At 40.4% G+C, this 26,722-nt stretch carries 40 protein-coding genes and 3 pseudogenes; 4 read left to right on the forward strand and 39 right to left on the reverse strand.

What is annotated here, in order from left to right; genetic code table 11:
• The first annotated feature begins 112 nt into the window (after positions 1 to 112).
• From BO18_RS05600 to BO18_RS05610, 3 genes are read left to right on the forward strand one after another with little or no spacing between them, the layout of a single operon-like run.
• The gene (locus tag BO18_RS05600) at positions 113 to 880 is read left to right on the forward strand and encodes an ABC transporter ATP-binding protein (RefSeq protein ID WP_051688519.1); all 768 of its coding nucleotides are present in this window, start codon (positions 113 to 115) and stop codon (positions 878 to 880) included.
• Positions 864 to 1,655, forward strand: a complete 792-nt coding sequence (locus tag BO18_RS05605) for an ABC transporter permease (RefSeq protein ID WP_034444377.1) — start codon at positions 864 to 866, stop codon at positions 1,653 to 1,655. Before BO18_RS05600 ends, BO18_RS05605 begins: the two co-directional genes overlap by 17 nt.
• A gap of 3 nt (positions 1,656 to 1,658) precedes the next feature.
• The gene (locus BO18_RS05610; RefSeq protein WP_034444380.1) at positions 1,659 to 2,462 is read left to right on the forward strand and encodes an ABC transporter permease; all 804 of its coding nucleotides are present in this window, start codon (positions 1,659 to 1,661) and stop codon (positions 2,460 to 2,462) included.
• A 4-nt stretch (positions 2,463 to 2,466) separates the two neighbouring features.
• On the opposite strand, the gene BO18_RS05615 is transcribed toward BO18_RS05610, so the two are convergent.
• The 27 genes and pseudogenes from BO18_RS05615 to BO18_RS05735 form a co-directional block, all read right to left on the reverse strand.
• Positions 2,467 to 2,943: a GNAT family N-acetyltransferase gene (locus tag BO18_RS05615; RefSeq protein ID WP_034444383.1), complete on the reverse strand. Its 477-nt coding sequence runs from the start codon at positions 2,941 to 2,943 to the stop codon at positions 2,467 to 2,469.
• A gap of 9 nt (positions 2,944 to 2,952) precedes the next feature.
• Positions 2,953 to 3,438 carry a peptide-methionine (S)-S-oxide reductase MsrA gene (gene msrA / locus BO18_RS05620; RefSeq protein ID WP_034444386.1) on the reverse strand — a complete coding sequence of 162 codons (486 nt, stop codon included), beginning with the start codon at positions 3,436 to 3,438 and terminating at the stop codon, positions 2,953 to 2,955.
• A gap of 75 nt (positions 3,439 to 3,513) precedes the next feature.
• On the reverse strand, positions 3,514 to 4,281 hold the full coding sequence (locus BO18_RS05625; protein WP_029231744.1) for a nucleoside phosphorylase: 768 nt from the start codon (positions 4,279 to 4,281) through the stop codon (positions 3,514 to 3,516).
• Positions 4,282 to 5,027: 746 nt separating this feature from the next.
• Positions 5,028 to 6,017, reverse strand: a complete 990-nt coding sequence (locus tag BO18_RS05630) for a guanosine polyphosphate pyrophosphohydrolase (protein ID WP_034444393.1) — start codon at positions 6,015 to 6,017, stop codon at positions 5,028 to 5,030.
• 176 nt (positions 6,018 to 6,193) lie between these two features.
• Positions 6,194 to 6,505 (reverse strand): type II toxin-antitoxin system PemK/MazF family toxin, encoded by a 312-nt coding sequence (locus tag BO18_RS05635; RefSeq protein ID WP_034444395.1) that lies wholly within the window; start codon positions 6,503 to 6,505, stop codon positions 6,194 to 6,196.
• Entirely contained in the window at positions 6,502 to 6,744 is a 243-nt protein-coding gene (locus BO18_RS05640) for an AbrB/MazE/SpoVT family DNA-binding domain-containing protein (RefSeq protein ID WP_034444397.1), read from the reverse strand. Before BO18_RS05640 ends, BO18_RS05635 begins: the two co-directional genes overlap by 4 nt.
• Before the next feature lie 113 nt (positions 6,745 to 6,857).
• Positions 6,858 to 7,433: an HD domain-containing protein gene (locus BO18_RS05645; RefSeq protein ID WP_034444399.1), complete on the reverse strand. Its 576-nt coding sequence runs from the start codon at positions 7,431 to 7,433 to the stop codon at positions 6,858 to 6,860.
• Positions 7,434 to 7,441: 8 nt separating this feature from the next.
• A pseudogene (locus BO18_RS34235) lies at positions 7,442 to 7,570 on the reverse strand (histidine phosphatase family protein); the annotation flags it as partial.
• Entirely contained in the window at positions 7,567 to 8,043 is a 477-nt protein-coding gene (locus BO18_RS32465; RefSeq protein WP_051688520.1) for a GNAT family N-acetyltransferase, read from the reverse strand. The gene BO18_RS32465 and the pseudogene BO18_RS34235, both read right to left, overlap by 4 nt.
• Complete coding sequence (locus BO18_RS05655) at positions 8,040 to 8,561, reverse strand: GNAT family N-acetyltransferase (protein ID WP_034447067.1); 522 nt, start codon at positions 8,559 to 8,561, stop codon at positions 8,040 to 8,042. The genes BO18_RS32465 and BO18_RS05655 overlap by 4 nt, the downstream gene beginning before the upstream one ends.
• Positions 8,562 to 8,796: 235 nt before the next feature.
• Positions 8,797 to 9,675 carry a GNAT family N-acetyltransferase gene (locus BO18_RS05660; protein ID WP_034444401.1) on the reverse strand — a complete coding sequence of 293 codons (879 nt, stop codon included), beginning with the start codon at positions 9,673 to 9,675 and terminating at the stop codon, positions 8,797 to 8,799.
• Positions 9,676 to 9,702: 27 nt separating this feature from the next.
• Entirely contained in the window at positions 9,703 to 10,626 is a 924-nt protein-coding gene (locus BO18_RS05665; protein ID WP_022755164.1) for a radical SAM mobile pair protein B, read from the reverse strand.
• Entirely contained in the window at positions 10,602 to 11,300 is a 699-nt protein-coding gene (locus tag BO18_RS05670) for a radical SAM mobile pair protein A (protein ID WP_022762011.1), read from the reverse strand. The genes BO18_RS05665 and BO18_RS05670 overlap by 25 nt, the downstream gene beginning before the upstream one ends.
• Positions 11,297 to 11,734, reverse strand: coding sequence for a radical SAM mobile pair system MarR family transcriptional regulator (locus tag BO18_RS05675; protein ID WP_013282512.1), 438 nt, complete (start codon positions 11,732 to 11,734; stop codon positions 11,297 to 11,299). Before BO18_RS05675 ends, BO18_RS05670 begins: the two co-directional genes overlap by 4 nt.
• 168 nt (positions 11,735 to 11,902) lie before the next feature.
• Positions 11,903 to 12,457 carry a DUF5714 domain-containing protein gene (locus tag BO18_RS05680; protein ID WP_034444407.1) on the reverse strand — a complete coding sequence of 185 codons (555 nt, stop codon included), beginning with the start codon at positions 12,455 to 12,457 and terminating at the stop codon, positions 11,903 to 11,905.
• Between the two features lie 23 nt (positions 12,458 to 12,480).
• Positions 12,481 to 12,957, reverse strand: a complete 477-nt coding sequence (locus tag BO18_RS05685) for a GNAT family N-acetyltransferase (protein ID WP_242856516.1) — start codon at positions 12,955 to 12,957, stop codon at positions 12,481 to 12,483.
• Complete coding sequence (locus tag BO18_RS05690) at positions 12,950 to 13,393, reverse strand: MarR family winged helix-turn-helix transcriptional regulator (protein ID WP_034444410.1); 444 nt, start codon at positions 13,391 to 13,393, stop codon at positions 12,950 to 12,952. Before BO18_RS05690 ends, BO18_RS05685 begins: the two co-directional genes overlap by 8 nt.
• 179 nt (positions 13,394 to 13,572) lie before the next feature.
• Positions 13,573 to 14,340 carry a GNAT family N-acetyltransferase gene (locus BO18_RS05695; protein ID WP_034444413.1) on the reverse strand — a complete coding sequence of 256 codons (768 nt, stop codon included), beginning with the start codon at positions 14,338 to 14,340 and terminating at the stop codon, positions 13,573 to 13,575.
• Positions 14,341 to 14,388: 48 nt separating this feature from the next.
• Positions 14,389 to 14,487, reverse strand: a complete 99-nt coding sequence (locus BO18_RS36445) for a metallophosphoesterase family protein (protein ID WP_185752350.1) — start codon at positions 14,485 to 14,487, stop codon at positions 14,389 to 14,391.
• Positions 14,488 to 14,499: 12 nt separating this feature from the next.
• A complete protein-coding gene (locus BO18_RS05700) occupies positions 14,500 to 14,895 on the reverse strand; it encodes a GNAT family N-acetyltransferase (protein ID WP_081779984.1) in 396 nt (131 codons plus the stop codon).
• The gene (locus tag BO18_RS05705) at positions 14,892 to 15,482 is read right to left on the reverse strand and encodes an HD domain-containing protein (protein ID WP_185752351.1); all 591 of its coding nucleotides are present in this window, start codon (positions 15,480 to 15,482) and stop codon (positions 14,892 to 14,894) included. Before BO18_RS05705 ends, BO18_RS05700 begins: the two co-directional genes overlap by 4 nt.
• A 170-nt stretch (positions 15,483 to 15,652) precedes the next feature.
• A complete protein-coding gene (locus tag BO18_RS05710) occupies positions 15,653 to 16,369 on the reverse strand; it encodes an SAM-dependent methyltransferase (RefSeq protein WP_026507243.1) in 717 nt (238 codons plus the stop codon).
• Positions 16,370 to 16,421: 52 nt separating this feature from the next.
• On the reverse strand, positions 16,422 to 16,766 hold the full coding sequence (locus BO18_RS05715) for a GNAT family N-acetyltransferase (RefSeq protein ID WP_034444419.1): 345 nt from the start codon (positions 16,764 to 16,766) through the stop codon (positions 16,422 to 16,424).
• Between the two features lie 17 nt (positions 16,767 to 16,783).
• Positions 16,784 to 17,572 (reverse strand): class I SAM-dependent methyltransferase, encoded by a 789-nt coding sequence (locus tag BO18_RS05720; protein WP_034444421.1) that lies wholly within the window; start codon positions 17,570 to 17,572, stop codon positions 16,784 to 16,786.
• Positions 17,573 to 17,904: 332 nt separating this feature from the next.
• Positions 17,905 to 18,426 carry an NUDIX domain-containing protein gene (locus BO18_RS05725; protein WP_034444424.1) on the reverse strand — a complete coding sequence of 174 codons (522 nt, stop codon included), beginning with the start codon at positions 18,424 to 18,426 and terminating at the stop codon, positions 17,905 to 17,907.
• 13 nt (positions 18,427 to 18,439) lie between these two features.
• Positions 18,440 to 18,853: a GNAT family N-acetyltransferase gene (locus tag BO18_RS05730; RefSeq protein WP_051688522.1), complete on the reverse strand. Its 414-nt coding sequence runs from the start codon at positions 18,851 to 18,853 to the stop codon at positions 18,440 to 18,442.
• 174 nt (positions 18,854 to 19,027) lie between these two features.
• Complete coding sequence (locus BO18_RS05735; RefSeq protein ID WP_081860927.1) at positions 19,028 to 20,431, reverse strand: RNA-guided endonuclease InsQ/TnpB family protein; 1,404 nt, start codon at positions 20,429 to 20,431, stop codon at positions 19,028 to 19,030.
• A 95-nt stretch (positions 20,432 to 20,526) separates the two neighbouring features.
• Between BO18_RS05735 and tnpA the strand changes: the two genes are divergently transcribed.
• Positions 20,527 to 21,024: an IS200/IS605 family transposase gene (tnpA, locus tag BO18_RS05740; protein ID WP_051688524.1), complete on the forward strand. Its 498-nt coding sequence runs from the start codon at positions 20,527 to 20,529 to the stop codon at positions 21,022 to 21,024.
• Positions 21,025 to 21,198: 174 nt separating this feature from the next.
• Here the strand turns inward: tnpA and BO18_RS05745 are convergent, their stop codons facing one another.
• The 12 genes and pseudogenes from BO18_RS05745 to BO18_RS05785 all read right to left on the reverse strand — a co-directional run bounded on the left by BO18_RS05745 (position 21,199) and on the right by BO18_RS05785 (position 26,499).
• Entirely contained in the window at positions 21,199 to 21,411 is a 213-nt protein-coding gene (locus tag BO18_RS05745) for a hypothetical protein (RefSeq protein WP_034444427.1), read from the reverse strand.
• A 200-nt stretch (positions 21,412 to 21,611) separates the two neighbouring features.
• On the reverse strand, positions 21,612 to 22,061 hold the full coding sequence (locus BO18_RS05750) for an Hsp20/alpha crystallin family protein (protein ID WP_034444429.1): 450 nt from the start codon (positions 22,059 to 22,061) through the stop codon (positions 21,612 to 21,614).
• A gap of 261 nt (positions 22,062 to 22,322) precedes the next feature.
• Complete coding sequence (locus BO18_RS34745) at positions 22,323 to 22,472, reverse strand: hypothetical protein (RefSeq protein WP_185752352.1); 150 nt, start codon at positions 22,470 to 22,472, stop codon at positions 22,323 to 22,325.
• A complete protein-coding gene (locus tag BO18_RS05755; protein WP_034444431.1) occupies positions 22,469 to 23,032 on the reverse strand; it encodes an NUDIX hydrolase in 564 nt (187 codons plus the stop codon). The genes BO18_RS34745 and BO18_RS05755 overlap by 4 nt, the downstream gene beginning before the upstream one ends.
• Before the next feature lie 18 nt (positions 23,033 to 23,050).
• Entirely contained in the window at positions 23,051 to 23,281 is a 231-nt protein-coding gene (locus tag BO18_RS05760; protein ID WP_242856517.1) for a DUF5714 domain-containing protein, read from the reverse strand.
• A 13-nt stretch (positions 23,282 to 23,294) separates the two neighbouring features.
• Positions 23,295 to 23,999: an AAA family ATPase gene (locus BO18_RS05765; RefSeq protein WP_334291214.1), complete on the reverse strand. Its 705-nt coding sequence runs from the start codon at positions 23,997 to 23,999 to the stop codon at positions 23,295 to 23,297.
• A gap of 150 nt (positions 24,000 to 24,149) precedes the next feature.
• Complete coding sequence (locus tag BO18_RS36450) at positions 24,150 to 24,452, reverse strand: Dabb family protein (RefSeq protein WP_034447074.1); 303 nt, start codon at positions 24,450 to 24,452, stop codon at positions 24,150 to 24,152.
• A gap of 27 nt (positions 24,453 to 24,479) precedes the next feature.
• A pseudogene (locus BO18_RS36265) lies at positions 24,480 to 25,118 on the reverse strand (DUF1284 domain-containing protein); the annotation flags it as partial.
• A gap of 9 nt (positions 25,119 to 25,127) precedes the next feature.
• Complete coding sequence (locus tag BO18_RS05775) at positions 25,128 to 25,637, reverse strand: pyridoxamine 5'-phosphate oxidase family protein (RefSeq protein WP_051688525.1); 510 nt, start codon at positions 25,635 to 25,637, stop codon at positions 25,128 to 25,130.
• Positions 25,637 to 25,975, reverse strand: a complete 339-nt coding sequence (locus BO18_RS05780) for a hypothetical protein (protein WP_026663293.1) — start codon at positions 25,973 to 25,975, stop codon at positions 25,637 to 25,639. The genes BO18_RS05775 and BO18_RS05780 overlap by 1 nt, the downstream gene beginning before the upstream one ends.
• Positions 25,976 to 25,991: 16 nt before the next feature.
• Positions 25,992 to 26,099: pseudogene (locus BO18_RS34760) on the reverse strand (flavodoxin); the annotation flags it as partial.
• Complete coding sequence (locus tag BO18_RS05785; protein ID WP_034444435.1) at positions 26,098 to 26,499, reverse strand: (deoxy)nucleoside triphosphate pyrophosphohydrolase; 402 nt, start codon at positions 26,497 to 26,499, stop codon at positions 26,098 to 26,100. The gene BO18_RS05785 and the pseudogene BO18_RS34760, both read right to left, overlap by 2 nt.
• Between the last annotated feature and the right edge of the window lie 223 nt (positions 26,500 to 26,722).

Consider the following 26,722-nt stretch of genomic DNA (forward strand, 5'->3'; position numbering starts at 1 on the left):
TCAATCTTTTTGATGATATCAATCTGTTATTTCAATTTTACCGATAGTTCTTTTGATGCTATTGTACATTTAAGGACACTCAAAATCAAGTCATACATGGAGGAATTAGGATATGAGCATTGAGGTAAAAGAACTGTCGAAAACCTATAAGTTAAAGAGGCATCAGAAAAAGCTTGCCGTTGACAATATCTCTTTTACCATCCCAACGGGAGAAATTGTCGGGTTCATAGGACCTAACGGGGCAGGAAAATCTACCACCATAAAAATGATGACCGGAATCCTCATGCCGGACAACGGCTCAATCTCCTTCGATGGTCTGAATTTCAAGAAGAACCGAAAAGAGATCCTTTTGAGAACCGGCGTGGTTTTTGGTCAGAAAAGCGTTCTGTGCTGGGATATTCCGGTCATTGATTCCTTAAAGCTCTTCAAAGATATGTACCGGGTTTCAGATAATGCATTTAAAGAGAATATGGATGTCTTTTCAGAGATTCTCGGGCTTGATGAATTTATCAAACAGCCTCCAAGGCTATTAAGTCTCGGACAGCGAATGAAGGCAGATCTGGCAGCATCACTTATCTATAATCCGGACATTCTCTTTTTGGATGAGCCCACTATTGGAATTGATGTGCTTTCCAAAGAGCGAATCAGGCAATTTATCAAGAGGATAAATGAGGAGTATAGCACAACAATCATATTGACAACACATGATGTTTCGGACATCGAGTCTTTGTGTGAAAAGATGATCATCATCGACAAGGGGGCTCTTATTTATGACGGAACCCTTCCACAGCTAAAGAGCATTTACAGGACTACTGATCTTGAAGAGATCATTAAAAAGATCTACCTGGCAGGAGAAGAAAGAAATGAGAAAATATGCTGACCTGGCAATGATAGGAATAAAAGAGCATACGGCGTATTTTAACTCTGTGTGGGCGAATTTTCTGGCAAAGGTCATATATCTTTATATGCAGTTTGCTTTGTGGAATGCGTTGTTTGCCTCAAATGCAGGAATCAATATTCCGCTTAGTCACGATGAGACCATCAGGTACATCATTGTAGCCACTATAGTCTCAACTTTTATGGAATGTGATGTTATTGCGTGGATCAATGGTCAGATTCAGTCCGGAGATGTGGCGAATCAGTTGATAAGGCCCATTGATTACAAATTCATGATCTTTGCAAAGCACATCGGTACGAGTGTGGCAAGATTTGTGATTTATACTGTTCCTCTAGGGGTACTGATCGCAGTCTTTTACCGGGGCGATCTGATCTGCAGGGGGCAGCTGCTGTACGGGGTCATATCCATCCTTCTTGCATATCTGATCCAGTTCTTATATTCCCTGATAATAGGGCTAATGGCTTTCTGGCTCATCGTGACCTGGCCACTGAACATGCTACTGGCTGCGATCTACAAGCTGCTCTCCGGTTCCTGGATACCTACTGCGATGTTCCCGGAGCTGCTCACCAAGATAAATTTATTTCTGCCCTTCAGGGCTATTTATGCAATTCCGGTTACCATCATTACTACGCCAATGTCTTTTGAAAGTATCTGCGAAAGCCTATTCATCCAGCTTGTTTGGCTGACTGTTTTGTTTCTTTTATCTGAAGCTGTCTGGGTGGTAGGGAAGAATAAACTTGTGGTTCAGGGAGGATAAATCATGTATCTGCTGAAAATGTACAGACATTTTGTGATCATTTATATGAAGGGAAAACTTGCTTATCATTTTTCTCTTGTTTTTGAACTCATTGCCAACACGATTCAAATAGGGGTTTACTTTGCAGGATTTATGGTTATATTCCATAATTTCGGCAACATTGCAGGCTGGACACAAGATGAAGTTCTTTTCATGTTTACCACAAGCTGGCTGAACTACAGTTTGAGTTGTTTCTTTTTCTGGAGCCCAATGAAGGATATGGGGCAGCTCATCCGCACCGGGAAATTCGATCTGTATCTCACCAGGCCCATCGGCCCTATGCTGTATATGGTTCTGCAGCAGTTCCAGTATACTTTTATTCCCCGGCTGGCTTTGTCCATATTTTTCTGGATCTATAGTATGCGGTCGCTTTCTATCAAATGGACGGCGAGTGCTCTCGTTTTTTATGCCGTAAACATGCTCGCTTCATTCGTGATATTCTCAGCCATCACTGTTTTTACCGGCACCATCAGCTTTTGGACAATAAAAAGTGAGGAGCTAGTATCACTCCTCACCAATAACAATTATGGATTAAAAAACTATACGGATTATCCGATCACCATTTATGGCAAAGGGATCGGCTTCCTGCTTACCTTCGTCATTCCATATGCATTCACTGGCTATTATCCCGTAGGGAAGCTTCTGGGAAAAGAGCTATCTCACCCCGAGTATGCTTACCTGCCACCACTTGTGGCACTGATTGCAGGTATCGCTGCTTACCTGTTCTGGAGTGCAGGTCTTAAGCACTATAACAGCGCCGGAGCATGATACCTCACAACTCTTTTCTAAAAAATCTGTTCATAGTACTGTGGACCACCTCTTTAGGACGCTCTATCTCTTTATAGCCCTTCTTTTCATAGATGTGGATCGCAGCCTGCAGATTATCATGAGTCTCCAGATATGATGCCTTGTATCCTGCTTCACGCATTTTGTCTTCTATTAAGTCTATCAGTTCGTAGCCAATTCCAGAGCCTTTTGCAGCATCCGCGAGATATAGTTTTTGCAGCTCAGCCGTATCTTTCATAGGTTCAAATCTGGCGAATCCGATCCCACCAATAACCTCTCCATTATCACCTTCGATGACAAAGTATTTTCGCTCACCATTGCCGTAATAATCACTTAGATGGTCTAATCCTTCATCAAAATAGACTGTTCCGGGAATATCAAGATTAAACTGTTTCAGATTGTCCCTGACAAGCGCAGCTACTGCTACATTGTCAGATTCTGTCATTTCTCTGTATTTAAGCATAATGATCCTCTATTGTTTTCTTCCCGATTCTATAAGTTCTTTCTCAAAGGCCTCCGGATTCTTAAGGTAATAATCCTGATGATATTCTTCAGCTTCATAGAAATTCTTATATGGCAAAAGAGCTACGTGAGTCTCTTTTCCTGAATTCTTTTCAATCTCAGCTATCTTCTTCTCCGAAATCTCTTTTTCTTCCTCATCGTTGTAAAAGATTGCCAGAGTATAAGAGAATCCCTTGTCGATAAACTGTCCCTCTGCATCAAAAGGATCCACGTTGGCAAAGTAAATATCAAGGAGCTTCTCAAAGGAAACCTTCTCTGGATCATAGACAAGCTTAATAGTCTCCCTGTGACCTGTTTCCTGATGCTTCACCTGCTCATAGGTCGGATTCTCTTCGTCTCCTCCTGCATAACCACAGATAACCTTATCTACTCCGTACATCTTGTAAATTGGCGTAACGCACCAAAAGCATCCGCCTGCAAAATACGCTTCTTTCATTTTCTCACCTTTCTCCATTCTGACAACTTATGTATAATCATAGCTTTTTTTCAGACAAAAACAAAATAGTTTAGTTTAGTTGTAATCTCTCAAAATATCCAGTCCAAGCAATAATGCTTTTTCATGCGATCCTGTACCAAATGACCTGGCATCATACTCATGCACATTAGCCAATGAATCAGCAGTAAATAGGAACTGACCAAACTTTGCTCCGCGTTTCCTGCAGCATGCTGCAAGAGCTGCGCATTCCATCTCAACTACTGAACAGCCTTCCTCAAGGCGGTATTTCACCATTTCTTTTGTTTCCCTGAAAAAACCATCTGTAGACCAGGTTGTACAGGTAACAAACGGAAGCCCATGCTTTTTAAATGAGTTCTCGATAGCAACTATCGGTTCCTGATCAAGCTCAATATATCGGGATGCCGGAAGATAGTGATATGAAGTACCTTCGGCCCTAAGTGCCTTTACAGGAACAATGAAGGCATCCTCCGGAAGATCCGCAAGAACTCCGCACGAACCTACTGCAATTACCTTCTTACAGCCACAATTAACAAGCGTATCAAGAACCTGCGTAGCTGATGCAGAGCCTATAGGTGACTGCACCAGGCAGATATCCTCTTTTTCTTCATGAAGAACATATATCTTTATATTGTGAGAAACGGTGATTAGCTCTTCAACCATATCCGCATTATTGTCTTTGGCGTATTTATGAACAACATCTCCAAGAAATGCAAATAAACACTTCTCTGGCAATCCTTCCGCCGTCCAGTCATGATCAGGAGATATAACTTCCGATGAACTGTCATCATATTCCAATAATGGTATTTCATTTTTTATTATCATAATTGTCTCCTCCTGGATGTAAAAAAAAGAGATAATTAGCTCTACAAATTAAATTTTTCGCGCTATTCCCTGACGACGGTATTCACTTCTTGTGTAGACATTCATAAGATGGGCTCTTTTTCCTGTGGGGTGCGCAAAGGTTGGCATTATCCTAATAAAACTCAGAAAAGGTTTCATACCCTTATATTTTAATAGTTGAAACAAACAAAGAAAAGCCTTGTCATCAAGGCCTTCCATTATAAAATCCATCTTTAGTTATCAGTTCTCGAATCGGCGAATTAACAAAAATATTGCGTCTTTGGGCTAACTCTGTCCAAGGCTTAGAAGTCTCAGAGGTGTCCTCATAAAAGGCTCCAATTGAAGAGCATTGCTCAGCTCTTTTTATACTATCTTAATAACTGCAGTTTCCGCATATGTGATCGGATCAGAATGCATAAAGAACAACTTACCATTTCTTGGAGCATACAAGGTTTCCATTACAGAGCCATCATAAGGATTTATGATCTCAGCAAGTGGTGTTCCCTCTTCTATACTATCTCCAACCTTTACAAGTGGCTCAAATATCCCCGACTTAGCTGTACGTACGCTAATAAGCTCCTTATCGCTTATTATTTTTCATTACAGTTAAACTCTACATCTGCAACCCTTACATTTGGAGTAATAGCTGCAACTTTTAAATATCCGTCTATCATTTCCCGATCTTCCTTATATTCTTAGCTGTTCCATTACTATAATTCCTTCATATTTTAATCTATAATGTCATTCTGAAACCTTGACAGATGCTCATATGGCAAGATAAGCCTTCCCCTGTATAATCCACATCCGTCATTTACAAGTTGATTGTTTACCGCCCCAAACATATTTACATCAACCTTGGCCAGATCAAGCCCCTGCAACAGCATTCCCCTCTCATAAGCCTCATCAAAATAAGTGCATTCCCCCGAAGGTACTGCATCCCTACGGCTTCTCTCTTTATCCTGTCTCTTCTCATATCCAAGGTGATGTGCCGGTCCTATCTCAGCATAATCATCCATCTGTTTGGTACGCATCTGCACTTCAAGGTAAGACCTGGACTGATTATCATAGAAGGTAATGTGAAGAGATTTATATCCATAGGGACTAGGATTCTTTATATAGTCCCTGTAATATGGCCTTAATGATTCTGTTATCATCTCAGAAGGTTCTTTCCCTGGTATTCCATAGATTTCTGCCGTAAAGCCTTTCTCTTCCAGAAACCCCGGAAGCGCATTGGCAATCTCGTAGAGATACTTAAGTTCTATCTCCTCTCGTTTTTCACCATCCTTAAGGTGACAGACAGGCATGGATATAACTATGCGATAAGCAATAAGATCACGTATGGGACCAATCTGCTGTTTAAGCTCTGTGATACTTGGGAAAGAAGTGTTTTTCTCATAGTAATCATATACATGTTCTACTATGTTTCCATTGAATTTCTGTTCCGCTCTTATAAGCGATTTGATTCTTCCCTTAAAAGTAAACGCTAGAAAAGGGTATTCACTTGACATATATTTGTAAAATTCCCTGAGTCGCTGGGACTGAGAAGTAAGGAAATCATTATGTTCAAGAAGTTCCATCAGCTGCAAAAGGAAATTACAGTGAATCATATCCATACCATTTTGTGTCTTTTTAGCATCTTCTTTCAAATCATTGTGATATCTCTGCAGAATCTTTAAGACTGTGTCTCCTGAATACAGGTAATCATTCAATGTAATCATTCCCCAGATCCTCCCTTTCACAAATCTTACCTAACAGAAAAAGGCAAAGACACCATCATCTCTGAAAGCGTCTTTGCCTCTAACCAATATAATATCACAATTATATGCATCATCATGCAAGAAATATACAGATTGTTAAGATATTTGTAAGCATTTTATACTGAAATAGGACTTACTCAATCATACTCAAATATTCCCTGAACAGCATCGGATACATTCATTATGTTTTCATACGAAAGAAAATCAACTCGGCTACATCCCCTCGCCTTGGGGTCAATGGCCTTTATCTGTTCACATATTACTGTGCCCGACTCACCCTTCTTACCTTTCACTTCCAGATGTATTGGTCCGGCTGGAATCCCTGAAATCATTGGACATACATGAAATATACCCGTTGCTCTTATAAATGCATTTTTACTAACAATTACAAATAACTGCTTTTTAAATCCGCTAATCTTAATTATGTCCCCTTGATTAAATTCAGTCATAAAATTTCTCTCCCAACCGGTTCACCCCAGTCAAAATCGCAAACTGTTATTTCTCCGTTATATTCTGCCAACCTTTCTTCAAAAGTTTTATGGACAAACTGCTTCTTCAGCACAATTGTGTCATCCTTTATTTCAATGTCCAGTACATCAGAGATTTTTAACTGCATTTTATCAAGTATATCCTTTGGAATTCTTATACCCTGACTGTTTCCCCAGGATCTTATTGCTACTTGTTCCATGGAATCACCTCCTCATTATGTATATACATTATACAGTATAATTATATGTGTTTCAACTTCTCTTAACCTCTGCAAATCGCGATTCGCCTTAGTCTATTAACCTGCAATTCATTTCATAATCTGTTCTGTCCTTCCCTTTGAATCTTTTCTAACGTATCTTCGAGAACTGCTTTTCTCAGCTCAGTAAGCCATTCGGAAAAAGCAACTGTATCAAATGCATAAGTCTTATTAAGCTCATATTCGTTTTCAGACCAGGTATCGATTGGAGACTCGTTGTGCTGGATCAGAGCCTCAAGCTTATCCAACGACTTATACAGCTTAGCTTCTTTCGTCTCCTGTGCATCCATTTCTTTATAAAGCGCAGCGATATCCTCTGATAATTCTTTTGGAAGAGAGTTAACCCACTGATTCAGCCGAGAATCCTCAATCTCTCTGTCAGAATCTGTCTTTATAAATGTAGGAATATCTCCGGTAAAGCATTCTCCAAGATCATGAATTAGGCACATATCTACAACTTTATTTATATCCACATCTTCAAATTCGTGCTTAAGAAGAAATGCCATGAGCGAGATTCTCCAGCTATGCTCTGCTACGCTCTCCGTTCTTCTTTTAGTAGTAGTACAATGACGAGGCGTATCCTTGAGCCTCTCAGCAACATGTAAGATCTCCAAATATTCCCTTGCGTTCATACAAACTCCTCCAGGTTCTTGCACAGCTCCTGAGCCTGCCTGATACCATTTTCATTCAACGGAATATCAGTTGTGCCCTGTACTTTCCTTTGAATATTCCAATCTGTTTGCCCGTGTCTTGCAAAATATATCTTCATACCCGGTCCACCGTAAAATTCAGCACAGTCTCTTCTTCGTTCAGGCGATGAGCCTTTGGTACGTATGGCTCCGCTAATGTATTCCAAAGCTTTTTTGCACCATTATTCTTTTCGTTATATTTTATTTCCCATTTTCCAGGATGCTGATTAAGTATTAGTTTGGCAGCATCAAGTGCAACATGCCTTCTCCTGTATTGCGGGAAGATTGTGAACTCCGCCATTGTAAAATCCGGGTTCTGATCTATATTTGAATATGGATTCAGCATAGCAAATCCAACGAGCTTATCATCACTGTATATGAAATATGCCTTCCTCTTAGGATCAGTGAAGTACTCATCAAAATGGCCATAATGGAAATTTCCATTCTCATCCATCGGGTCATCATAGAAATTTGTCATCTCATACAAATACTTCTGATTAATATTCCATAGAAGATCTCTGTCTTTCTTTTCAACAGTCTGCAATCTGATCATAGTTTCTTCCCCATCTCAATTCTCATGTTATGCTCTTCGGGACCATCGTTTGAATATGCATATCTGTCAAAGCCAATAATCTCAAAGCCATTTTTCTTGTAAAAAGAGATTGCCTTGGAATTGTAGTTCTGGGTCTCAAGCACCGCCATTCTTGCTCCACTATTAGCGGCAACATCAAGGATTGTTTCAAGAAGAGCTGTACCAACTCCTTTACTACGAAGGCCGGAATCAAAGACGCAGATATTTGAGATTCTGTATCTGTTGTTCCACTCCTCAAGAAACCCTTCCACAAAGCCAATGAGAGTATCTCCCTCAAAAGCACCAAATGCTACAGGATTGTCCAACCAGTTCGATAGCATATCATCTTCCAATGGCTCCACAATCTCTTTATCTGCCACTACCCATTCTATGGAAAATCCTTCTCCTTCAGGTTCTATTGAAAGATACTTGTCTGAGCGAACCTCAGCTTTGTACTGCCTCCCTTTATATTCATCATAATTTAGCTGTTTAATTATCATTTTTCGCTCCAACATCACCAGATTTTCTATCTTATTTCTCCTCATACTTCCTTGAAATGCTCAGATACACCACCATCATGACAATTACTAAGGCAACTGTTGCAAGCATCATAAATACAAATGCTGGGGAGTTTTGCTTCAAAAAAAGGAATGGCAATCCAATCAGCTCAAACACAATCCCTGTGATAAACCACAACAACGCAAGGTCTGTTTTACACTTAATTTTCGTTGCGAATCATGCATGCGTTATAGCTTGCATCATGTATTCTTCATTGTGATTTTCCTCAAAGAACTTTCCTTGTACGAAGAATGTCGTATCTTCCTCATGAAGCTCGCTTTTTTCAAAACCATCGGTGTCCTTCGGAGTAAAGCAAAGAACAGCCTTCTTTACCTGAGGTCCAAATGCCCTGATCACCTCATCTACTGCCCCATTCCCGATGATGGTATGTAAGATAAGTATATCGTCCTCCATTTCAGCAACAGCATAACTGCTACACTCCTCAATATAGAACAGGTTTTCCGTCATAAACTGTGACAGATAGAACATATATAGTCCGGGATTTCCTACCATATACAACTGTGCGTTCTGATTATTTGTATCGAGTATCTTAGCCACCCTGTCAAAATCACTCTTATCCGTCAGCGGAATATTTTGGGCTTTGCATTTACCGGATATGGTCACTTCTTTTGAATACTGATATTCTTTTGCTTCTTTAAATCCAAATTTCGGATAAAACTCAAGTACAGAATCATTGGCGAAAAGGTAGATTCCATCAACTTTTCCGTCATAGTCTTTTATAACCTCTTTCATCAAAGCTCCGGCATACCCTTTTCCTCTGCGGTCATTGTCCGTCATGATTGTTCCAAGCTGTATCAGCTTTACAATTTTGCCCTTATAATTCATATTACAGGCGTTTACTGAAACATTTGAAACAACCTCTCCATCTATCACCACAGAATATGGGATGTAGTTGTCCTGCCAAAATCCGTTCTGGTACCAGTTTTCGAAATTAAGCCCAAAAGTCTTTTCAGCCAGTCTGTTGAATGATGCTCTAAGAGCATCATTGTTTCTGTAATTCTTTTCTATGTGAAAATCCTTAATTTCATTCTTCATCAGTTCAACCTCCAATTTATTCTTCCATCAAGGATTATGTATTACATTTCTCTTTCCACTATTGGCAGTTCCTCTTACTTCTTCGTGGTAAAAGTAATCTACGATTGTTGGATGTCCTTTCTCTACTCTCTCATACGGAGTTTCATTATCAACAAACCTGCAATCATACTTTTTAGCCAGCTCTTCTGCTTTCTTTTCCAGCGCTTCAAAATAGCTGCGGTTCTTTTTATTATAAATTTCGTCATACAGTGGCACCAGATCCGGATGTTTATCGGAAATGTATTTCATGATATCTGCCTTAAAACCTCCACGAAGATTCAGATTCTCAAGCCATACAAGGTCACACTGATCTTTTGTCCTGTCTATGATTGCTTCTATATCCGTAATTCCCGGGAAAACGGGTGAAATAAAGCAAATTGTACGAATGCCTGCCGCATATACCTCTTTCATTGCAGCAAGCCTTCTTTCTATGCTTACTGCCGCATCCATATCATCTTTAAACTCTTCATCGAGAGTATTGATTGACCATGATACTGTAAGTCTGCTATTTTCATTGATCTCTTTTAGCAGATCCAAATCTCTTAGTACAAGGTCTGACTTTGTGCAGATAAGTATGTCCGCACCACTGTCCTTTAGTTCTTCCAGAAGTCTTCTTGTATTTTTATATGTTTCCTCTAGCGGATTATAACCATCCGTAACTGTTCCAATGATTACTTTCTGGCCGGCATACTTCTTTGGATTCTTTATTTCAGGCCAGTCTTTCACATCCATGAAAGTTCCCCATTCCTCAGTATGCCCTGTAAAGCGTTTCATAAAAGATGCGTAGCAGTATTTACAGGCATGGGGACACCCCACATAGGGATTCACCGAATATCCTCCAATAGGAGTATTCGATTTTGTCATTACACTTTTGGTTTCTATATGATTTACTTTGATTTCTGGTTGTTCCATATCCTCTGTTCCTCCAGCACTTTGTTAAAAGCATCCGGCATTTCCTGTATCATTTCTTCTCCCATAATCGGAACAAGATCTTCTTTCCAGAATACAGGAATGTTCAGTTCATGAGCCTGTTCTGTCAATGAATAAGCCCACCCGGGATCTGTTTTAACAGTCCTGCTCTTTGCACCTGTCATGGTTCCCACCACAATCCAGTCAATGCCTGTAAGATCAACCTTACCCGGATCATCGAACAAAGGCTCAAAGGTAACATGATATTTTTTTGCCTTCACATTGCTCCGCAGTGCATCAATACGCCATAACTCAGACTTTCTCGTAACTGTAACACCAAACCATGCATTATCAAGATCTGTTTCAAAAGACAAAAGATCCGGTCGTTTGGTAAGAAAAAGAAACTGGTGCTGAGGATTCTCTGCTATCTTTTTAAAGACTTCCTCTCTCCATTCCTCATGCCAGCCCGAGAGATCGCTCATGCCGGTCAGCAGAAAATTCTGCGGCTTTTTCTTTTCCATCATACGAAGCTTTCCTTGAAAAAACTGTGGCTTTTCAAAATCATCTATGATGTGGTAACGCCTCGTATTGTTTCTGGCATAGCAGTACGGACATCCAACAGTGCACCCTATAACAAGATTCATGTTCTGAATCTGATCTTTAATACAGATACTCATTTGTCACTCCATTCCTCAAGGTTTACCCTGATGCGGTTAAGATACTCTTCAAACTGAAGAATCTCTTTATCCGTAAAATCACGATAATAAATATTCCCCATCTCATTGGATACGGAGTCATAAGCTTCTTTAAGTTCTTTGGCTTTATCTGTGAGGAACAGAAGAGTTTTTCTCTTATCAGCTTCATCAGTTTTGCGGCTTATCAGTCCGTTTTTTTCCATCCGCTCAAGCATGGTTGTAAGAGAAGTAATTGCAAGTCCGCTTTTCTCGGAAATAATTTTAATAGGAACACCATCTTCCTGCCATAAGACATAAAGAATCCTTCCCTGAGCTCCGTTAAATGCATCAATGTTTTTTTCTGCCAGTATCCTTTCAAATATACGATCACCCAGCTGTTTTATTTTTGTAACAAGAAATCCACCATTTGTCTTCATAATTAAATACTCCTATATCGTAGTTTTATACTACGATATAGGAGTATTTGTGTCAAGCACACATATCATAACTTCCAATATTATGCACCAACTCCCTGTCAGATGGAGCGTTTTACTGGAATTCAAAGTTCCATAATTTCTAAATCGTCCGAAACCAAAAGCTTTCCATTATCCAAAGAACGGGCATCTTTCTTTGATACACTGCTGGTTCTGCGATGAGAACTCACAGTGTTGCTTCTCATATTCGATCTGCACCCCGTAGTGCTGTCTTACGTACTCTATTCCATGCTTGAACGCAATCATAGCATCTCTTTTACAACATCTTGGGCCATTTATCTGGCCAAGTTCTCCTATAGCGCTTGATGTAAATGCCATGTGATCTCCCCATGTGCCATCCTCAGAAAGAGGTCCTGTACCATCAATAATAGAAAGAGCTGCTCCTATAGATGTTATCGCTCCGCATATTCCCCACAGTCCGCACATTGCTCCCGGCATCCGGAGTCCTTCTTTCAAAAGCTTCTCTAAGGCATAGTCTATATCTATTTTGCCACCAGCATTATGATAAGCCATTAAAAGACATGCCCCATCTAATATATGATGCTCTGGCCCATGTATGCTTATATACGCTTTCTTTGCCATTGACTTAAACATCTTGATAGGATTTACGCCTTTTTCATTACGTATATCTTCAATAATCCTGTTTGCTTTTTCTTCAATAGTCATAAGTAGCTTCTCCTATAAACTAATTATGAAGCTCTGTACTCCATAAGAGTTGTGTTCTGCCATTTTCCAAATCGATCTTTAGCTATTCTTTCCCTATAGCCAATTTCCCTGAAACCACATTTTTTGTGTAAGGCTATACTTGCTTTATTAATTGAAAATATTGCAGAATATATGCTCCAATATCCATCTTTCTCAGCTTCTCGGATAATCGTATTTACCAAAGCTGTTCCTATCCCATGACCTCTATAGTTTCTATCAACATATACACTCATTTCAACGCAGCCTTTATATGCACACCTACTCGAAGAAGGACTTAACGCTATCCAGCCTACAACCTTCCTTTCTTCCTCAAAAACAAACCTGCAATTCTTTACGTGACCTTCATTCCACTCAGTAAAACCAGGACACTCTGTATTAAAAGTTGATGTTCCCTCTTCTAATCCCTGCTTGTAAATCTCTGATACTGTCCCCCAGTCTTCATCTCTCATTTCTCTAATCACAGCATTCCACCTCCGATTTTTTTATCGCATCATTATAGATATTTAATGCCTCTAAAACCTGGCTCTGTTTTTCCTTTGGAACCATTGAAAAAACTCTCTTAAACTTCAAATTCATATCTTTTTCTATTGTATTGAATCTTGCCATTCCTTCATCAGTCAGATTAAGCACTACACACCTGCGATCCCTTTTTGAAGGTTCTCGCAAAACATATCCTTTTTGGACAAGTTCTTCTACAGATCTGCTTACAGCACTTTTATCCATCTTAAGAAGTTCAGCAAGTTCCTTTACACATATTCCAGGTTTTCTGCCTATCTCAACAACCAGAAAGCATTGAGATGTATTAACGTTACATTGACAGCAATCAGAACTGTTTAGCTTCTCAAGATTACGTTCTAATTCTCTGGTACTTTCTCGAAATAGTTTTACCTTATTCATCGAATGTCCTCCTATGGATTTAAATGATAAAATCATTAGTTGCATTTGTCAACTAATTTATGATATAAAAAAGCCACATAGCTGTTATAAACAACTACATGGCAATTACGTGGGCATATTCATTTATCTTATTTGTGATCTATTGCTTATGATATTTAATACGTATGCTAACCTGAAAGTTATGAATTCATCCCATCAACAACGTCCGCCGGCTTTACAGTCATTTCTACCCATGCCGGAATAAAACCGCTTTTAGCCGCATTTCTGGCTGATCTGATGTTTGACCATGCAGAGCAATAGAACGGAACCTTTCCCCGATTTAGAATCTCTTTTGCCAGTTTGCTAGTCAGTGCTGATGCAATCCCTTTTTGCCTGTATTCCGGCAGAACGTCTATGCCTATCTGCCACATTTCATCGCAATCTGCTGAACAGGCCGCAAAACCAATCAATCTGCCATTATCGTATGCTCCAATACCCAGCATATCCAGATGGCTGCGATCCTTACATAGTGCATTACTCCATTCAGGCAGATACAAATTCTTGAAATCCTCTTGAACCAGTATGTGCGTTTCATATAAGCACTCCGCATCAGGAATTTTGTTTACATCAGGAAGATAATATTCAGCCATGAAACATACCTTATGCCCCCGCTCTAACAGTCTATCATTGAACCAGTGCATATTTGGCGTTTCAAAGCAATGATAAAACTCAAACTTGCCTATATACTCCGTTACCAGATCCGATACATCTTTTGTTGTAGCCACAACGATATTACTTCCATAGGAAACAAAATTACATATGATTGGTTCCTTATAATACTTTCGCGCATTCTTGCCTAAACAAAATGGCACAATAACATTCTTATCTGAAAGGAAATCATGCGCCTGGCAGCCTATATCCTCAGCAGACTGCTTCAGCGCGATCTCCTTTATCTCACCATTATTCATTACTTAAAACCTCATTGTTCATGGATCGTTTTACTGTAAGTTAAAGTTTCACCCTCCGGCATGAATGATATGATCAACACCTTTAAAAGCATCAATCACTTCCTGCCTTAATAGTCCATGTGTATCTGAAAGGATTCCTATAAGCATCGTTTTTACCCTCTACTTAATCATTGCACGCTCTGTGTTTAACTCAAAACCAAATTTTCTATACAAGCCATGTGCATTCTTGGTGAGAAGAATTCCTCTTAGTCCCTGATATACAGGTCTGGATACAGCATATGAAACCAATGCAGTTCCAAGTCCCTGATGCTGATATTCAGGATCGATAATTACATCTGCAAGATAGAAAGTGGTAGCATAGTCACTGATTATCCTTGCAAATCCCACAAGCTTTTCTTCTGCATCAATATATATTCCGTAACAGGAAGCATTTTTCACAGACTTCTCAACCGTCTCAGGTGAACGCTTATCTGCCCAGTAGGTCATCTTAAGGAGTCTTTGGATATCTTCCATTTTCATATTCTCTGCGCCATCTATTATTCTGTAATCCATCATCCTTCGTACCTATACCCAGTTTCCAAATAGTATTCTTCAAGAAAATCTTTCATATACTCATGCCTCTTTTGGGCCATCTCCTTAGCTGCATCAGTATTCATTTCTTCTTTTAACAAAAGAAGTTTATCGTAAAAATGCTTTATGGAGTCTGACAAGCCCCTTCCAGCCTTCCCGCCATATGCAAATGTTCTGGCAATCCCTATCGCTCCAATGGCATCAAGTCTGTCTGCATCCTGGACAATCCTTCCCTCCAGTGTTTCGGGCCTTCTGCCTCTGTTATGGCTGAATGACACGGAATTAATAATTTTGCAGATCTGTTCTACCATTTCTGACGGAAGGCCTTTTTGTTCCATAAATGATCTGGCATTTGCATTGTTTTCTGTGCTGAAAAGCTTATAATCATCAGCGTCATGTAATAATGCAGCTAATGAAATTGCAAAACCATCTGCCTCAGGGTATGCTTCCATAAGTATCTGAGCGTTGTGATATACCCTCATGGTATGATCTGCTCCATGCCCATCGGAATTCCCTGCAAACAGCTTATTAACATGCTCTATTGCTTCACTGATTATCATGTCACTGCTCATTTCTCTGTCCTCCTCGTTAATCTAATGATGTGCGCCAACTTTAACTTATATTCCGAGATTATGCTCTTTTCATTACCATTCTGACTATTGAGACATGAGTGCCAAGAGTCCATTCCTTCTTGCATCCGTCAAATTCAAAACCATATTTGTGATAAAAATCTATGGCCCGCTCATTCTTTTCGAACATAAATTAGAAGGAAATTCAGAATATCATACAGACCCTTATCCAAAAACTCCTTATCGCGTATGCCATATTCATGTCCTGATTCAAACCATTCCCGCCAAGCGATATCGTAGCAATCAGCCTCCTTAACTTCGATATCGCATCGGTCTTGGCACTCATCCTTCAACAGTTTTTCCCACCAAGATGCTGTCTTGAAAAGTTCCGAATCATCGCCTTCCGCCCATGTCTCAAATATTACTTTAAGCTCACCTTGCGGCTGTTCCTTTAACCCCGGAACCGCGATCATAACTGTACCGCCTTTTTTTACATATGGTAGTACCTTCTCAGAAAAGATGCCTTCTTTACATCCAAAGTAATGATATGCATCTACACTGACTATGGCATCGAAATACTCTTCAGCGAAAGGCATGTCCATGGCATCACCATGGATTGGAATAATCTTGTCTTCCAGACCATTATCCTGAATCCTTCGGTAGTTTTCTGTTGCGGGTACCCAAAGATCAAATGCGTATACATGCTCTGCATCCGTTTCATTTGCTACAAACATCGATGTTAAGGCATAACCGCACCCCAAATCCAGTGTCCTGTTAAAGCAAGCGCCTTCAGGTCTTTTGCGAATCAATTCATCAAGCAGCCTAAAGGAATTCGGTCCCATCAAATATTCCTTTGTAAAATACTTCTTGTACATTTCTATACTGTTCATAAACAAAGTCCTCCATAGCACGATATTTGCACAAACTTTAACACGCTATTCTTCACTTTTCACTCTTATACCACGGATGTATCCCGACGATTTCAAACCCAACTGAGCAGGCTAGCCTCATGGAAGCTTCATTTCTTATGTCGCACCCCCATATCGGAGTCTTTCCTCTTGATAAAATTTCTTTTACCATTTCAGCGGCAACAATCCGTCCGTACCCTTTTCCGCGACATTCCTCTGCTGTCTCTACGCCGATATCCACATACTCTTTTGAAACACCTGAAGCAAATGCACAAGCCATCATCTGTCCTTCCTCAACCAGACAATATCCGAAGCCGTTCTCGGTTTGAAGTGCCATACGTCCCGAATGACCTTCCGGAGGATCCTGCATCAACTTCATAGTTTCTTCAATATTCCTTATTCCTTCACTTGCAGTTCAGCAATTGATATGTAGTGTTTTACCATAAAGTTTTCAGAAACCTCTTTTTGTAGCATCTCCATGTGATCTTTATTCCATGCATCCAGCTGCTTTGGTGACATTGATGCCCCTACGCCTCTGCAGGCCCGCATTCTTCCATGCCATCCCTCTTTTGTGAACGGAATATCAACTCTGAATTGCTCTTGCGATAATAAATCAAAATGCCTCAAGTACTGCTCCGGCACCCAGACAGGATGAACTGTATCACCATAAGCTGTCCAGTTTGGATTATGCTTTAAAATGATCTCTTCACTTTTACCTGCTATCGGATCTTCATATGGAAGCCACCCCATGTAAAGAATCAGAAATTTGCCTTTCGATTTAAGCATTCTTGCAAAGTTTGGCGCCGTAATATCATGGTCAAAGTACCATATGCACTGGCATGCCGTTATCACATCAAATGTATTATCAGGAAAAGAAACTTCTTCTGCCCTGGATGTAAAGAAATCGATCTTCATCCCAGCTTCCTCAGAAAGTTCTTTTGCCTGCCTGATCTGATTATCGGCAATATCAGTTCCCGTCCACTTCGCGCCGTACTTATACATGTTCCTCGGAAGTACCCCTGTACCGGTTCCTATATCAAGTATCCTCTGTCCGTCCTTACACAAACCCAGCTGCAAAATGTACTCATAAAACTCCTGCGGATAAATGTCCCTGTACTTGGCATAATCTTCTGATGTTTTGCCCCAGTCAAAGGGCCTTCCTTTATCAATATCCTGAATTATCATCAGCCTTCTCCAGCATCATCACATCACAACAGAGATAATCTCCATTCTCTGTTTCAATCCTGTTATACTCGATCTCTTTATATTTCTTACATCTTCCAGATTATTCTGGTCAGCCAAAAGTATATTCACTTTTCCCTCCTTAGCACCCCATTGCTGTACGTACTTCGCTCATCTTTTCTTGCATTATGCACATTAATACTTTAGAACGTAATATAAAAAGTTATAAATCCAGCTTTATGCGCCTGGATAATCTGCATCAAGAGAATTAACTTCTTTTAACATTTCCAGTCTGCTACTCATCATGAGATCAATATCTTGTTTGTCTGCAATCCTTATTTCCATACCAACTCCTGCTTTACCATTTCAAGCATTCTTCTATCTCTTTTGATCATGATTTCATTGAAATAATCTTCACTAGAATACGCTGCATTAGTCGCAATAGCCTCATCTATATCCACTATTTTCAGCACGAACCCCGCTTCATCCTCATAAGCATCCAAATCCTGTTCGACAGCTCGATCCTCAACATCGCAGAAGTAGTAATAATTCTCCTGTTCAAAGATTTCACCATCCTTTACGGTGCTCTTCTGTCTTCGCAATACACTTCCATATTCCCTGATAGATTCAGGAATTACAACAAGTCCTACTTCTTCCCTAACCTCTCTGATGAGCGCTTCTTTCTTGTCTTCATCATCATGGATTCCTCCTCCAGGGAACTTGTAATATTTCTCTTTCTTGCTGTAGACTAGGGCAAGTTTATCATTTTTTATAATTATCGCCCTGGCTGAAGGTCTGCGAAAAACTGCATCTGTTTCTTTATAATCTTTAAGATCAATTTCAAATAACCGTTTCATAATGCTCCATTACTCAGATTGCCTTTGAATAGAAATACTTGCTCAGTTTAGGATCCTTGTCATCTCTGACAAATTCCAACGAGTATCCGAGCTTCTTATAAAACTCAGGTGCCTGGAATCCAAAGGTCGTTAGGGTGATTTTCTCATATCCCTTTCCTGAATACTCCTCCTCAACTTTCTTAACAAGCTCTGATCCGAGCCTATGTCTTCGATATTTCTCATCAATTATCAGATCACCGATATGAACCTCGTTGTAATATGCTCTTCCGGTTATTACTCCAATTATTTCTCCCTCATCATTCTCTGCAGCAAAGCAGTACTCCTCAAAATTCAGCTTCACATTGCTCTTTATCGCATAATCTGTGAATGCTTCATTTATAAACCGGCCTGCTCTATCATCAGTTTCAATTATTCTTTTTATCACCATTTATATGTCCTCACAAAACTCTATTATTTCCTTTTTCCTTGGCCCCACGTTTTCCTTATACTCCACAGAACATAGCCCCAGACTCTTTACCACTTGAATCTCCAAATGTCCGTAAAAGTGCTCGATACTATGAATGAACCACCCCCACCGACTCCACGTCGGAAAGGGTTTCTGTTATGCCGCATGGCGGCATGAACCTGCAGGATGCTCTACGCACCCTGCAGAACAGGGCATGTCCACTATGCCCCTATCCCATTGGCTTACCTTTGGGAATACTTTTCTTAAGATGTTTGCAGCTCCATTTATGTCTGCATTTGTTATTGTACCATCGTAGTGCTTGTACAGGCCTCTCTTTATCCGCTTTCCTGAAAAAAAGTAGTTTTCTGAGCTGTTCTTTTTATACACGGGAATACCATCTTTTGCTAAAAAATCTGCCTTTGATGTGTAGCTTTCTTCTGTAAGGACAAACCTTATACCATATTCAGCAAGTTTGTATCTGAGCATGTCTGCAAATATCAACATTGGTATCTGCACAAAGTTCTGGTTATTGACATGTCCTATACCTATTTCCCGTTTCTGGTATGTGTTATGGCCCATCACCACTATGTCTACATGGTTATCCCTTGCATAGTCTACCAGATGTCTGCTCACCTTATGGAACTGATCTTTTATCCTTCTGTTCCTCTTTTCAGTAAGAGCCTTCATCTTCCTTGTCCTGTACCTGTTGTTACATGTCATGGCACAGGAAGAGAGTCTTTTCATCTCTTTGTTGTAAAGCTGGTTGATTGACTTGATCACACCTCCCTTTATCACAAATGGCCTTGCACCAAAAGTGTTTACAACAGCGGCGATATTGTCTGTTCCAGGATCTATAGCCATCACTCTCAGATTTTTCAGATCCTCTACAGCCGAAAGGTCAGCGAGGATATCCTTATCAGCCATGGGGATTATCCCTTTGTCAGGCACTGAAAGAACTACATCCAGAACAAAGCTGTTTCCACCGGGCTTTATACGGACTTCCTTAAGGCATACTTCTTCCGGGAGCTGACCAAGAGACAGAGTATCCCTGGTTCCGGGAAACTTAAGGCAGCCATCTTTGAGCCTGCATATCTGATTAGTCAGGACAGCTGTCTTGAATGAACCGGAAGGCATATACCCCGGCATCCTGGGACGACCCGTAAATGCCCCAGGATTCCTGCCATATACTTTTACAGCTTCAAAGAAAGACTTATAGTCTCTGAGAAGAAGTTTCAATATCTGCTGATTAGCCTGGGCCGGAAGGGCATAGTATGCCTTATCCCTTGTTACCTTTAGCAGATGATCAAGGGCATTATATGAGAGCCACTTGCTGTCACCAAGATATTTGGTCCCAAAGAGATTATCCCTTACGAGCCTGTAAACCACCATCTGATTTGGAAAAAGAGGCTTGAACATGGCCATTGAATCGACCGATGACGAATACTGCCTTAAGATGAAATTTGCCCTGTTGTACAGGATGGCTGATGACCTGCAAATATCCCTGCAATAGTCGTAGAGTATGCGGTTTTTGCTTATCCTGTATTGCCTTGTTCTGTACACGGTTGTAAATTCCTTATTAGTATTCTATAGTTAGTATTATAGCACATATTTCGGAGTCGTACAAACGTTTGTTCTTTTTGGATGGAGAAAAATATATGCAGAAATCAGCAGCAAAATCAGTAACAAGATCAGAAAACCTTGATGACTACAGAAGGGGCTCACATTCCGTATACAAACTCACATACCATGTGATCTTTGTGACAAAATACAGAAAGAAAGTGATCACAGATGAGATTGGTGATTTCATGAAGAATTACGCTGCTTACCTCTGCGGGCGCATGAACAGCGAGCTCATTTCTGCAGAGACAGATGTCGATCACATGCATCTGCTCATCTCAATGCCACCTGATGTTGCTCCTGTGAAGCTCATCAACTCATTAAAATCACAATTATCCAAGGAAGTAAGGAATACATATAGATCACACGTAGAGAAATACCTTTGGGGAGATTCCCCCTTCTGGAGCGCAAGTTACTTTTGTGCCACTACCGGAAATGTTTCGCTTGATACTGTTAAGAAATACATTGAAGATCAACGCACAGAAGAACACAAACGCAAATACATTAAGACGGGGAAATACAAAAAGAAAAACTAGTGCGATTCATCCCACAACCGATTTCATCGGAAGGGGTTTTCTCGCACGATATTTATAAAGAATTATACCTTTCATGTTCTCTTCTCCAACAAAAAATGTTATTACATGATAAAGCTAGAGACCGGTCATCTAGACTGCAGCCTCTGGCCTTAGTCCCTTATTTAATTACTCTGATCATGCGGTCTTTAAAAGGCTTAACAATCCAACAACTAACAGGATTGGAAGTGCGATATAGATAAGTCCACCCATTACCATTCCCACCAGAATAACAGGAAGGAATACAATGTAAAGCATTACTTTCATGATGCCCCATGTAGCTCGGAATGCGAAGCCAACGAGTTTACCGAAGATCATGAAGAAAAGAATAAAGAAAAAAATAGTCATCATAGCTCCACCTCCTGGATTTTTCTTTGTTACTAAAAATGTATGTTTATCTATCTGATGAAATGATTATAAGATAAGGCGTCTTCAACAAAAATACTATTTTACGTGAAATAAACGCCCATATTTCGCCACCCAGGGAAATGAAAAGCCCTCCGCCATTCGTGATGATGAACAGCGGAGGGAGATACGTGATTATTATGTCGTTAGCCTTCAATGGCTATGAGGTTCTTTTCAGGGACTTTTTCCATTGCCTTTTTAGGAATGGATAGTTTTAAAACTCCGTGTCTGTAGGTAGCTTCAACGTCCTCTTTCTGAACATTCTCACCAATGTAGAAGCTCCTTGTCATTGATCCTGCGTACCTTTCCTGTCTGATGAGTTTACCCTTCTTGTCGTTCTCATCCTTATCAAGGCCTTTAGCAGCGTTGATGGTAAGATAGCCATCATTGAGTTCTACAGTGATCTCTTCTTTCTTGAAGCCAGGCAGATCGATCACTACTTCGTAGTTGTCATCTTTTTCCCTGACATCGGTCTTCATCATCCTGCCGGATCTTCTTCCGTAGAGCTTTTTCTCCATGTTGTCGAATTCCTTAAATTCCGGGAATCCGAACAGGTCATCCATAATTTTTTCTTCAAAAATACTAGGTGCTAACATAATGCTTACCTCCTTTGCACATAAACAATTTATTTGTATATGAGCATTGGGACGGAGGGTTCAGATCATTGGAACGTTAAGTCCTAACGGTCTTCTCTGTTCCTTTGTTCTACCTTAGGTATAACACCAGAATTAGCACTCGTCAATCGAGAGTGCTAATATGATTAAAAAAGGCTTATTTCCAAAAAAGAAAAAGTAGCGAAAACACTATTGTTTACGCCACTTTATGTCCAAGCTATTATCAAACTGATTAAAAAAAGCTCATACCCTTCTATAGTCTTCTGACACTTCTAAAAATGTCCTGTTCCCCTGAATATAATCAGCATAGGCAAGGTGATGCTTCTTTAAGTTGAATCTGATCAAATCCGCTAATGCCAGATCATAGCCAGGTATAAGTTCAATGATCTTCATCTTCCCATCCTTTGTAGATCCAGATATTTCATGAGTGTCTCAAGGCCCTCGATCGGCACGCAGAACGTTCCATCTCTATGAAGGCACCCCTCATGTACTTCCTCTATGTCGAACCACCTGACCTCATCAACCTCTTCTTTCTGAAGTACAAGATTGCCGATATCTACCGGCTTTTCATAGACATATACAAAAGCGACTTCATTGTCTCTGAACATCTTCCCGTGGAATTCCATCTCGTATTTAATGTGGAACTTCCCGGCAAAAGAAAGATCACCTTCATTAGCTTTTATTCCAAGCTCTTCATGCAGCTCTCTCTGGGCGGATTCAAGCGGATCATCTCCTGCCTGGATGTGGCCCGCTGATGAAGTATCATACATTCCGGGAAAAGACTCTTTTTCTGCACTTCTCTTCTGCAAAAGGACCTGATAACTATCGTTCTTTTTCCTGACTATCCATATATGCGCAGTTCTATGAGGAATTCCCTTTTCATGGGCTTCATTTCTGCTAATAGTTTTCCCTGTTGGAATTCCGTTATCGTCAGTTATATCAAAGATTTCCATATTAGCCACCAATAATTTCTAAGAATACTCTATCAAGTGCTGACCAAGGGCTTCATCAAGATCTATGTCGCCACTGGCATTCTTGAATGTCACCAAAAGACATGCTCCATCAAGTATGTGGTGTTCCGGTCCGTGGATACTCACATACTCCTTCTTTGCCATTCTCTTAAAAATGGCAACAGGGCTTGTACCCTCTTCGTTCTTTATATCATCAACAATAAGTCGGGCTTTCATTTCCATTTCATTCATGTTCAAATCCTCATCAAAACTCGTTTTTATGCTTTTCAAAAAACTCAAAGTAAGTCCTTACTCCCTCAAGCTCCGTCCACTTCTTGATATCTACCAGCCTTTCATCAAGGTCATAAATCAGTGCACCTTTTAACGCCAACAAAAATGGTGAATGTGTTGCTATTATAAACTGACATCCAAAGAACCTTGCTGAATTCTGGATAAACTCAAGCAATTCCAACTGCCTCTGAGGCGAGAGTGAGTTTTCAGGCTCATCCAACAGATAAAGTCCATTATCTTTAATCTTTTCAGAGAAATATTGCAGAGCACTTTCTCCATTGCTGTGCTCTATAATGTTATTTCCAATCGTATCTCTGACATACTTTGACTGTGTCTTGGATCTGGCATCCACAACTTTCTTGAGCTGATCATAATCATCAAGTGACTTCATCTGAAACTTTGAATGCTTATTCTCAATCCATTCATCAAAAGCCTGCTCTCTCTTCCGGTCAACGCCATCGTTCAGTGCTCTTAAGTTGAGCATAAAATCAAATACATCATCACTTGTAATCATCCTGATTTCTTCAGGTCTGCCTTCATGTGTCATCTCAAAATCACACATACCGATATAATCACCAAGGAAACTACTTCTGTTGAACAATGTATCTCTTTCGGCTTTCAGTTTCTCTGCCATAACGTTCAGGGCTGTGCTCTTTCCTGAGCCATTGTTTCCATACAAAATCGTTATTTCAGAAAAAGACAGCTCCCGAAGCTCATTCTCTGCGAACACCCCAAACGGATAGAACGAGGTATAGCACGTTCTTCTTATATAGTTTACTGCTCTTCATTTTCCACTCCTGGAAACTTAAATGAGTCAATATATCTCATTTTAAACCTCAAAATCCAGGCAACTTCTGATCTTGGTATAAGGTCTTACCTTAGAATCAGCTACTGCTACGTGCTCAGGATGTACTGAATATCCCTTAAGTGCCTCTACACTCTCAAAAGTAGAATCCAGCATCAGGTCTGCATTGGAAGACTCAAGGCCATTGATGTTAACCTTGATATCAACGATTCCAGGGACCTTGTCTTTCAATCCTTCAAGTCCTTCCTTGATTCCCTGCTTGATAGTTACCTTCTCTTCGGCAGAAAGCTCATCCTTAAGTGTCCACAAAATCACATGCTTAACCATTCTTGTCCCCCTTATCCTTTCCATCAATTCCTTGTTCCGCTCAAGAGCATCATAAATTCCATCCTCAGAGAGCACTCCGCGCTTCAGATCTTTTGGCAAAAGCCCATCTTCATCCATGACATAATCATTTTTCCAATCCTGGCTGGAATAATATTCGTCAAGTTTCTTGATCTCTGTCTGATAGTCCAAGAACTCTTGTGGGGCTTCCTCAGCGTCATCCATTCTTCTCAAAGCTTCATCAAGAATAGATTCCATTTTAAAGATGCGCCTTACAGCTCTTAGAATCCGTTCCTTTTCCCTGCAGATGTAGTCCCAACTGCAGTCTCCGCAAATGTCGCTTCTGATACCGGCATCAATGATTTTCTCCCGCATCAGTTCGGTAAACTCGGCAAAAGAAATCTCAATACCCTCTACTAAACCGCAAGCCTTCAGGACTTCTTCATCATATTTTTTAACCTTATCAGCGGTAGTGCAATCTCCTGCCTCATTGTTGGGGCAGTTCTCACAGACAATATCTGTCTCAACCTTCAGCTGAATCTTCTGCGCTGGATCTGCCTCCATCTCCCTGATTATCCTGCCCATGTGGTCAGTAAATTCTTCGCTGTAGCCTTTTCCTTCATAAAACTGAAAACACATCCCATGATGTGGTCGTAAAACTCTGCTCATCTCTTTCCCTTACACATCCAAATGCTGCCTGTTGCCAAATCCGTCCTTCTTAAGATCTGAATCCAAAAGGTCATAACTCTCCGGCATAATCTTTATAAGATTCATAGGCATCGGAAGCTTTTTCATTGCTTCTACAGGAATCTTCTTGTGCTCCATGATCTTCAGGTATTCATCCGTAAAGGGCTCTACCATATTGGCGAGTCCCATCACCTGCAAGCTCTTAAGCTGATGGAATCCGCCATAGGGCTCATAAATGGCAAATGCTACATGCTTATTATCCTTAAGAGCCTTGAACTTCAATCCTCCTTCGGAAAAGAGATAGAAGCAACCATCAACGTAGTTATATTCTATAGGAGTACATCTAACAAAATCTCCTGATGCAACAGCCAGTGCACATGTGTTATGTGCCAGAATAAACTCATCAACCTTATCCTTGAGAGCATCTTCCTCCATGTGAACAGAATTCTTATCCTTTTCTACCCACACTGACGCTGCTTTGTCATAATCTATTTCCCACATTACTTTTGTTCCTCCAGATACCTTACTTTCTTACCATGCGCCAAAGCATACTCAATCTCACTCCTGGTACTGTCACCGATATAGCCTCCGACATTGATAACAAAGATCTCGTCAGACATATCAATCTTGCGCTTATGGATATCGTCCAGCATTTCCTTGGTCTTGGTAAGAGTACCTTCATCCATATTTTCCCAGACTTCGGAATCCCCTGAATGGCCAAACAATCCAACACTGATTACTATATTGCCTTCCAACGTCAGCTTCTTCTGGGCTTCCATAAACTGATCTTTAAAACGTGTGCTCCCACACAGCGTAATTACCGGATATTTCCCCTGCATCCCCAACAATCCTCCATTACAGATTCTTATAGAATTCCACTGCCTCAGCTATCTCATCCTCAGTTGGATGCCCCTTCTGTATCCCACCAACAAGCTTGAAAGGTCCGTAGGTGTCATATCCTTTACGCCATCCTTTTCTTAATCTCATCTATCAGAGTAATATCTGCAGGAAGCCATTTTACCGAATCAATGGTCTCTACATCAAGCCACTTGGCATCCTCAGCTTCTTTTAACACCAGATTTCCTGATATCAGGCTGCACCAATAACACCTCATGGAAAGATGAAAGTCCGGATAATCATATTCAATAGTGCTGATATACTCATCAACGCTGATCTCAGAATCAAGCTCTTCCTTGATTTCTCTTACCAGAGCATCTTCAGGGCTCTCTCCAGACTCAACCTTGCCTCCGGGGAATTCCCACCAGCCTTTATAATTGCCATATCCTCTGGCTGTGGCAAAGACTCTTTTCCCGTCTCTGATCAGTGCAGCTACTACATTTATTGTCTTTCTGGAAGTCTCCATAAATGCCTCTTTTTCCCAAATAATCACTCTTTAAATTATAGTAAAAAAAATACTCTGATGCCATATGAGTCATCAGAGTATCATCTATGGTAAATGCCCTTAATGTATCTGGGTTGTTTGAGGGAGGAAGGCTGACTACTTATTCGGATCAGCCTTTTTGTGTGTTATGAATATGAAAAAGTATATGTGTGGGGTTCAAGAAGTTTTGTTCTTCTTGATGTAT

Source organism: Butyrivibrio sp. AE2032, assembly GCF_000702965.1.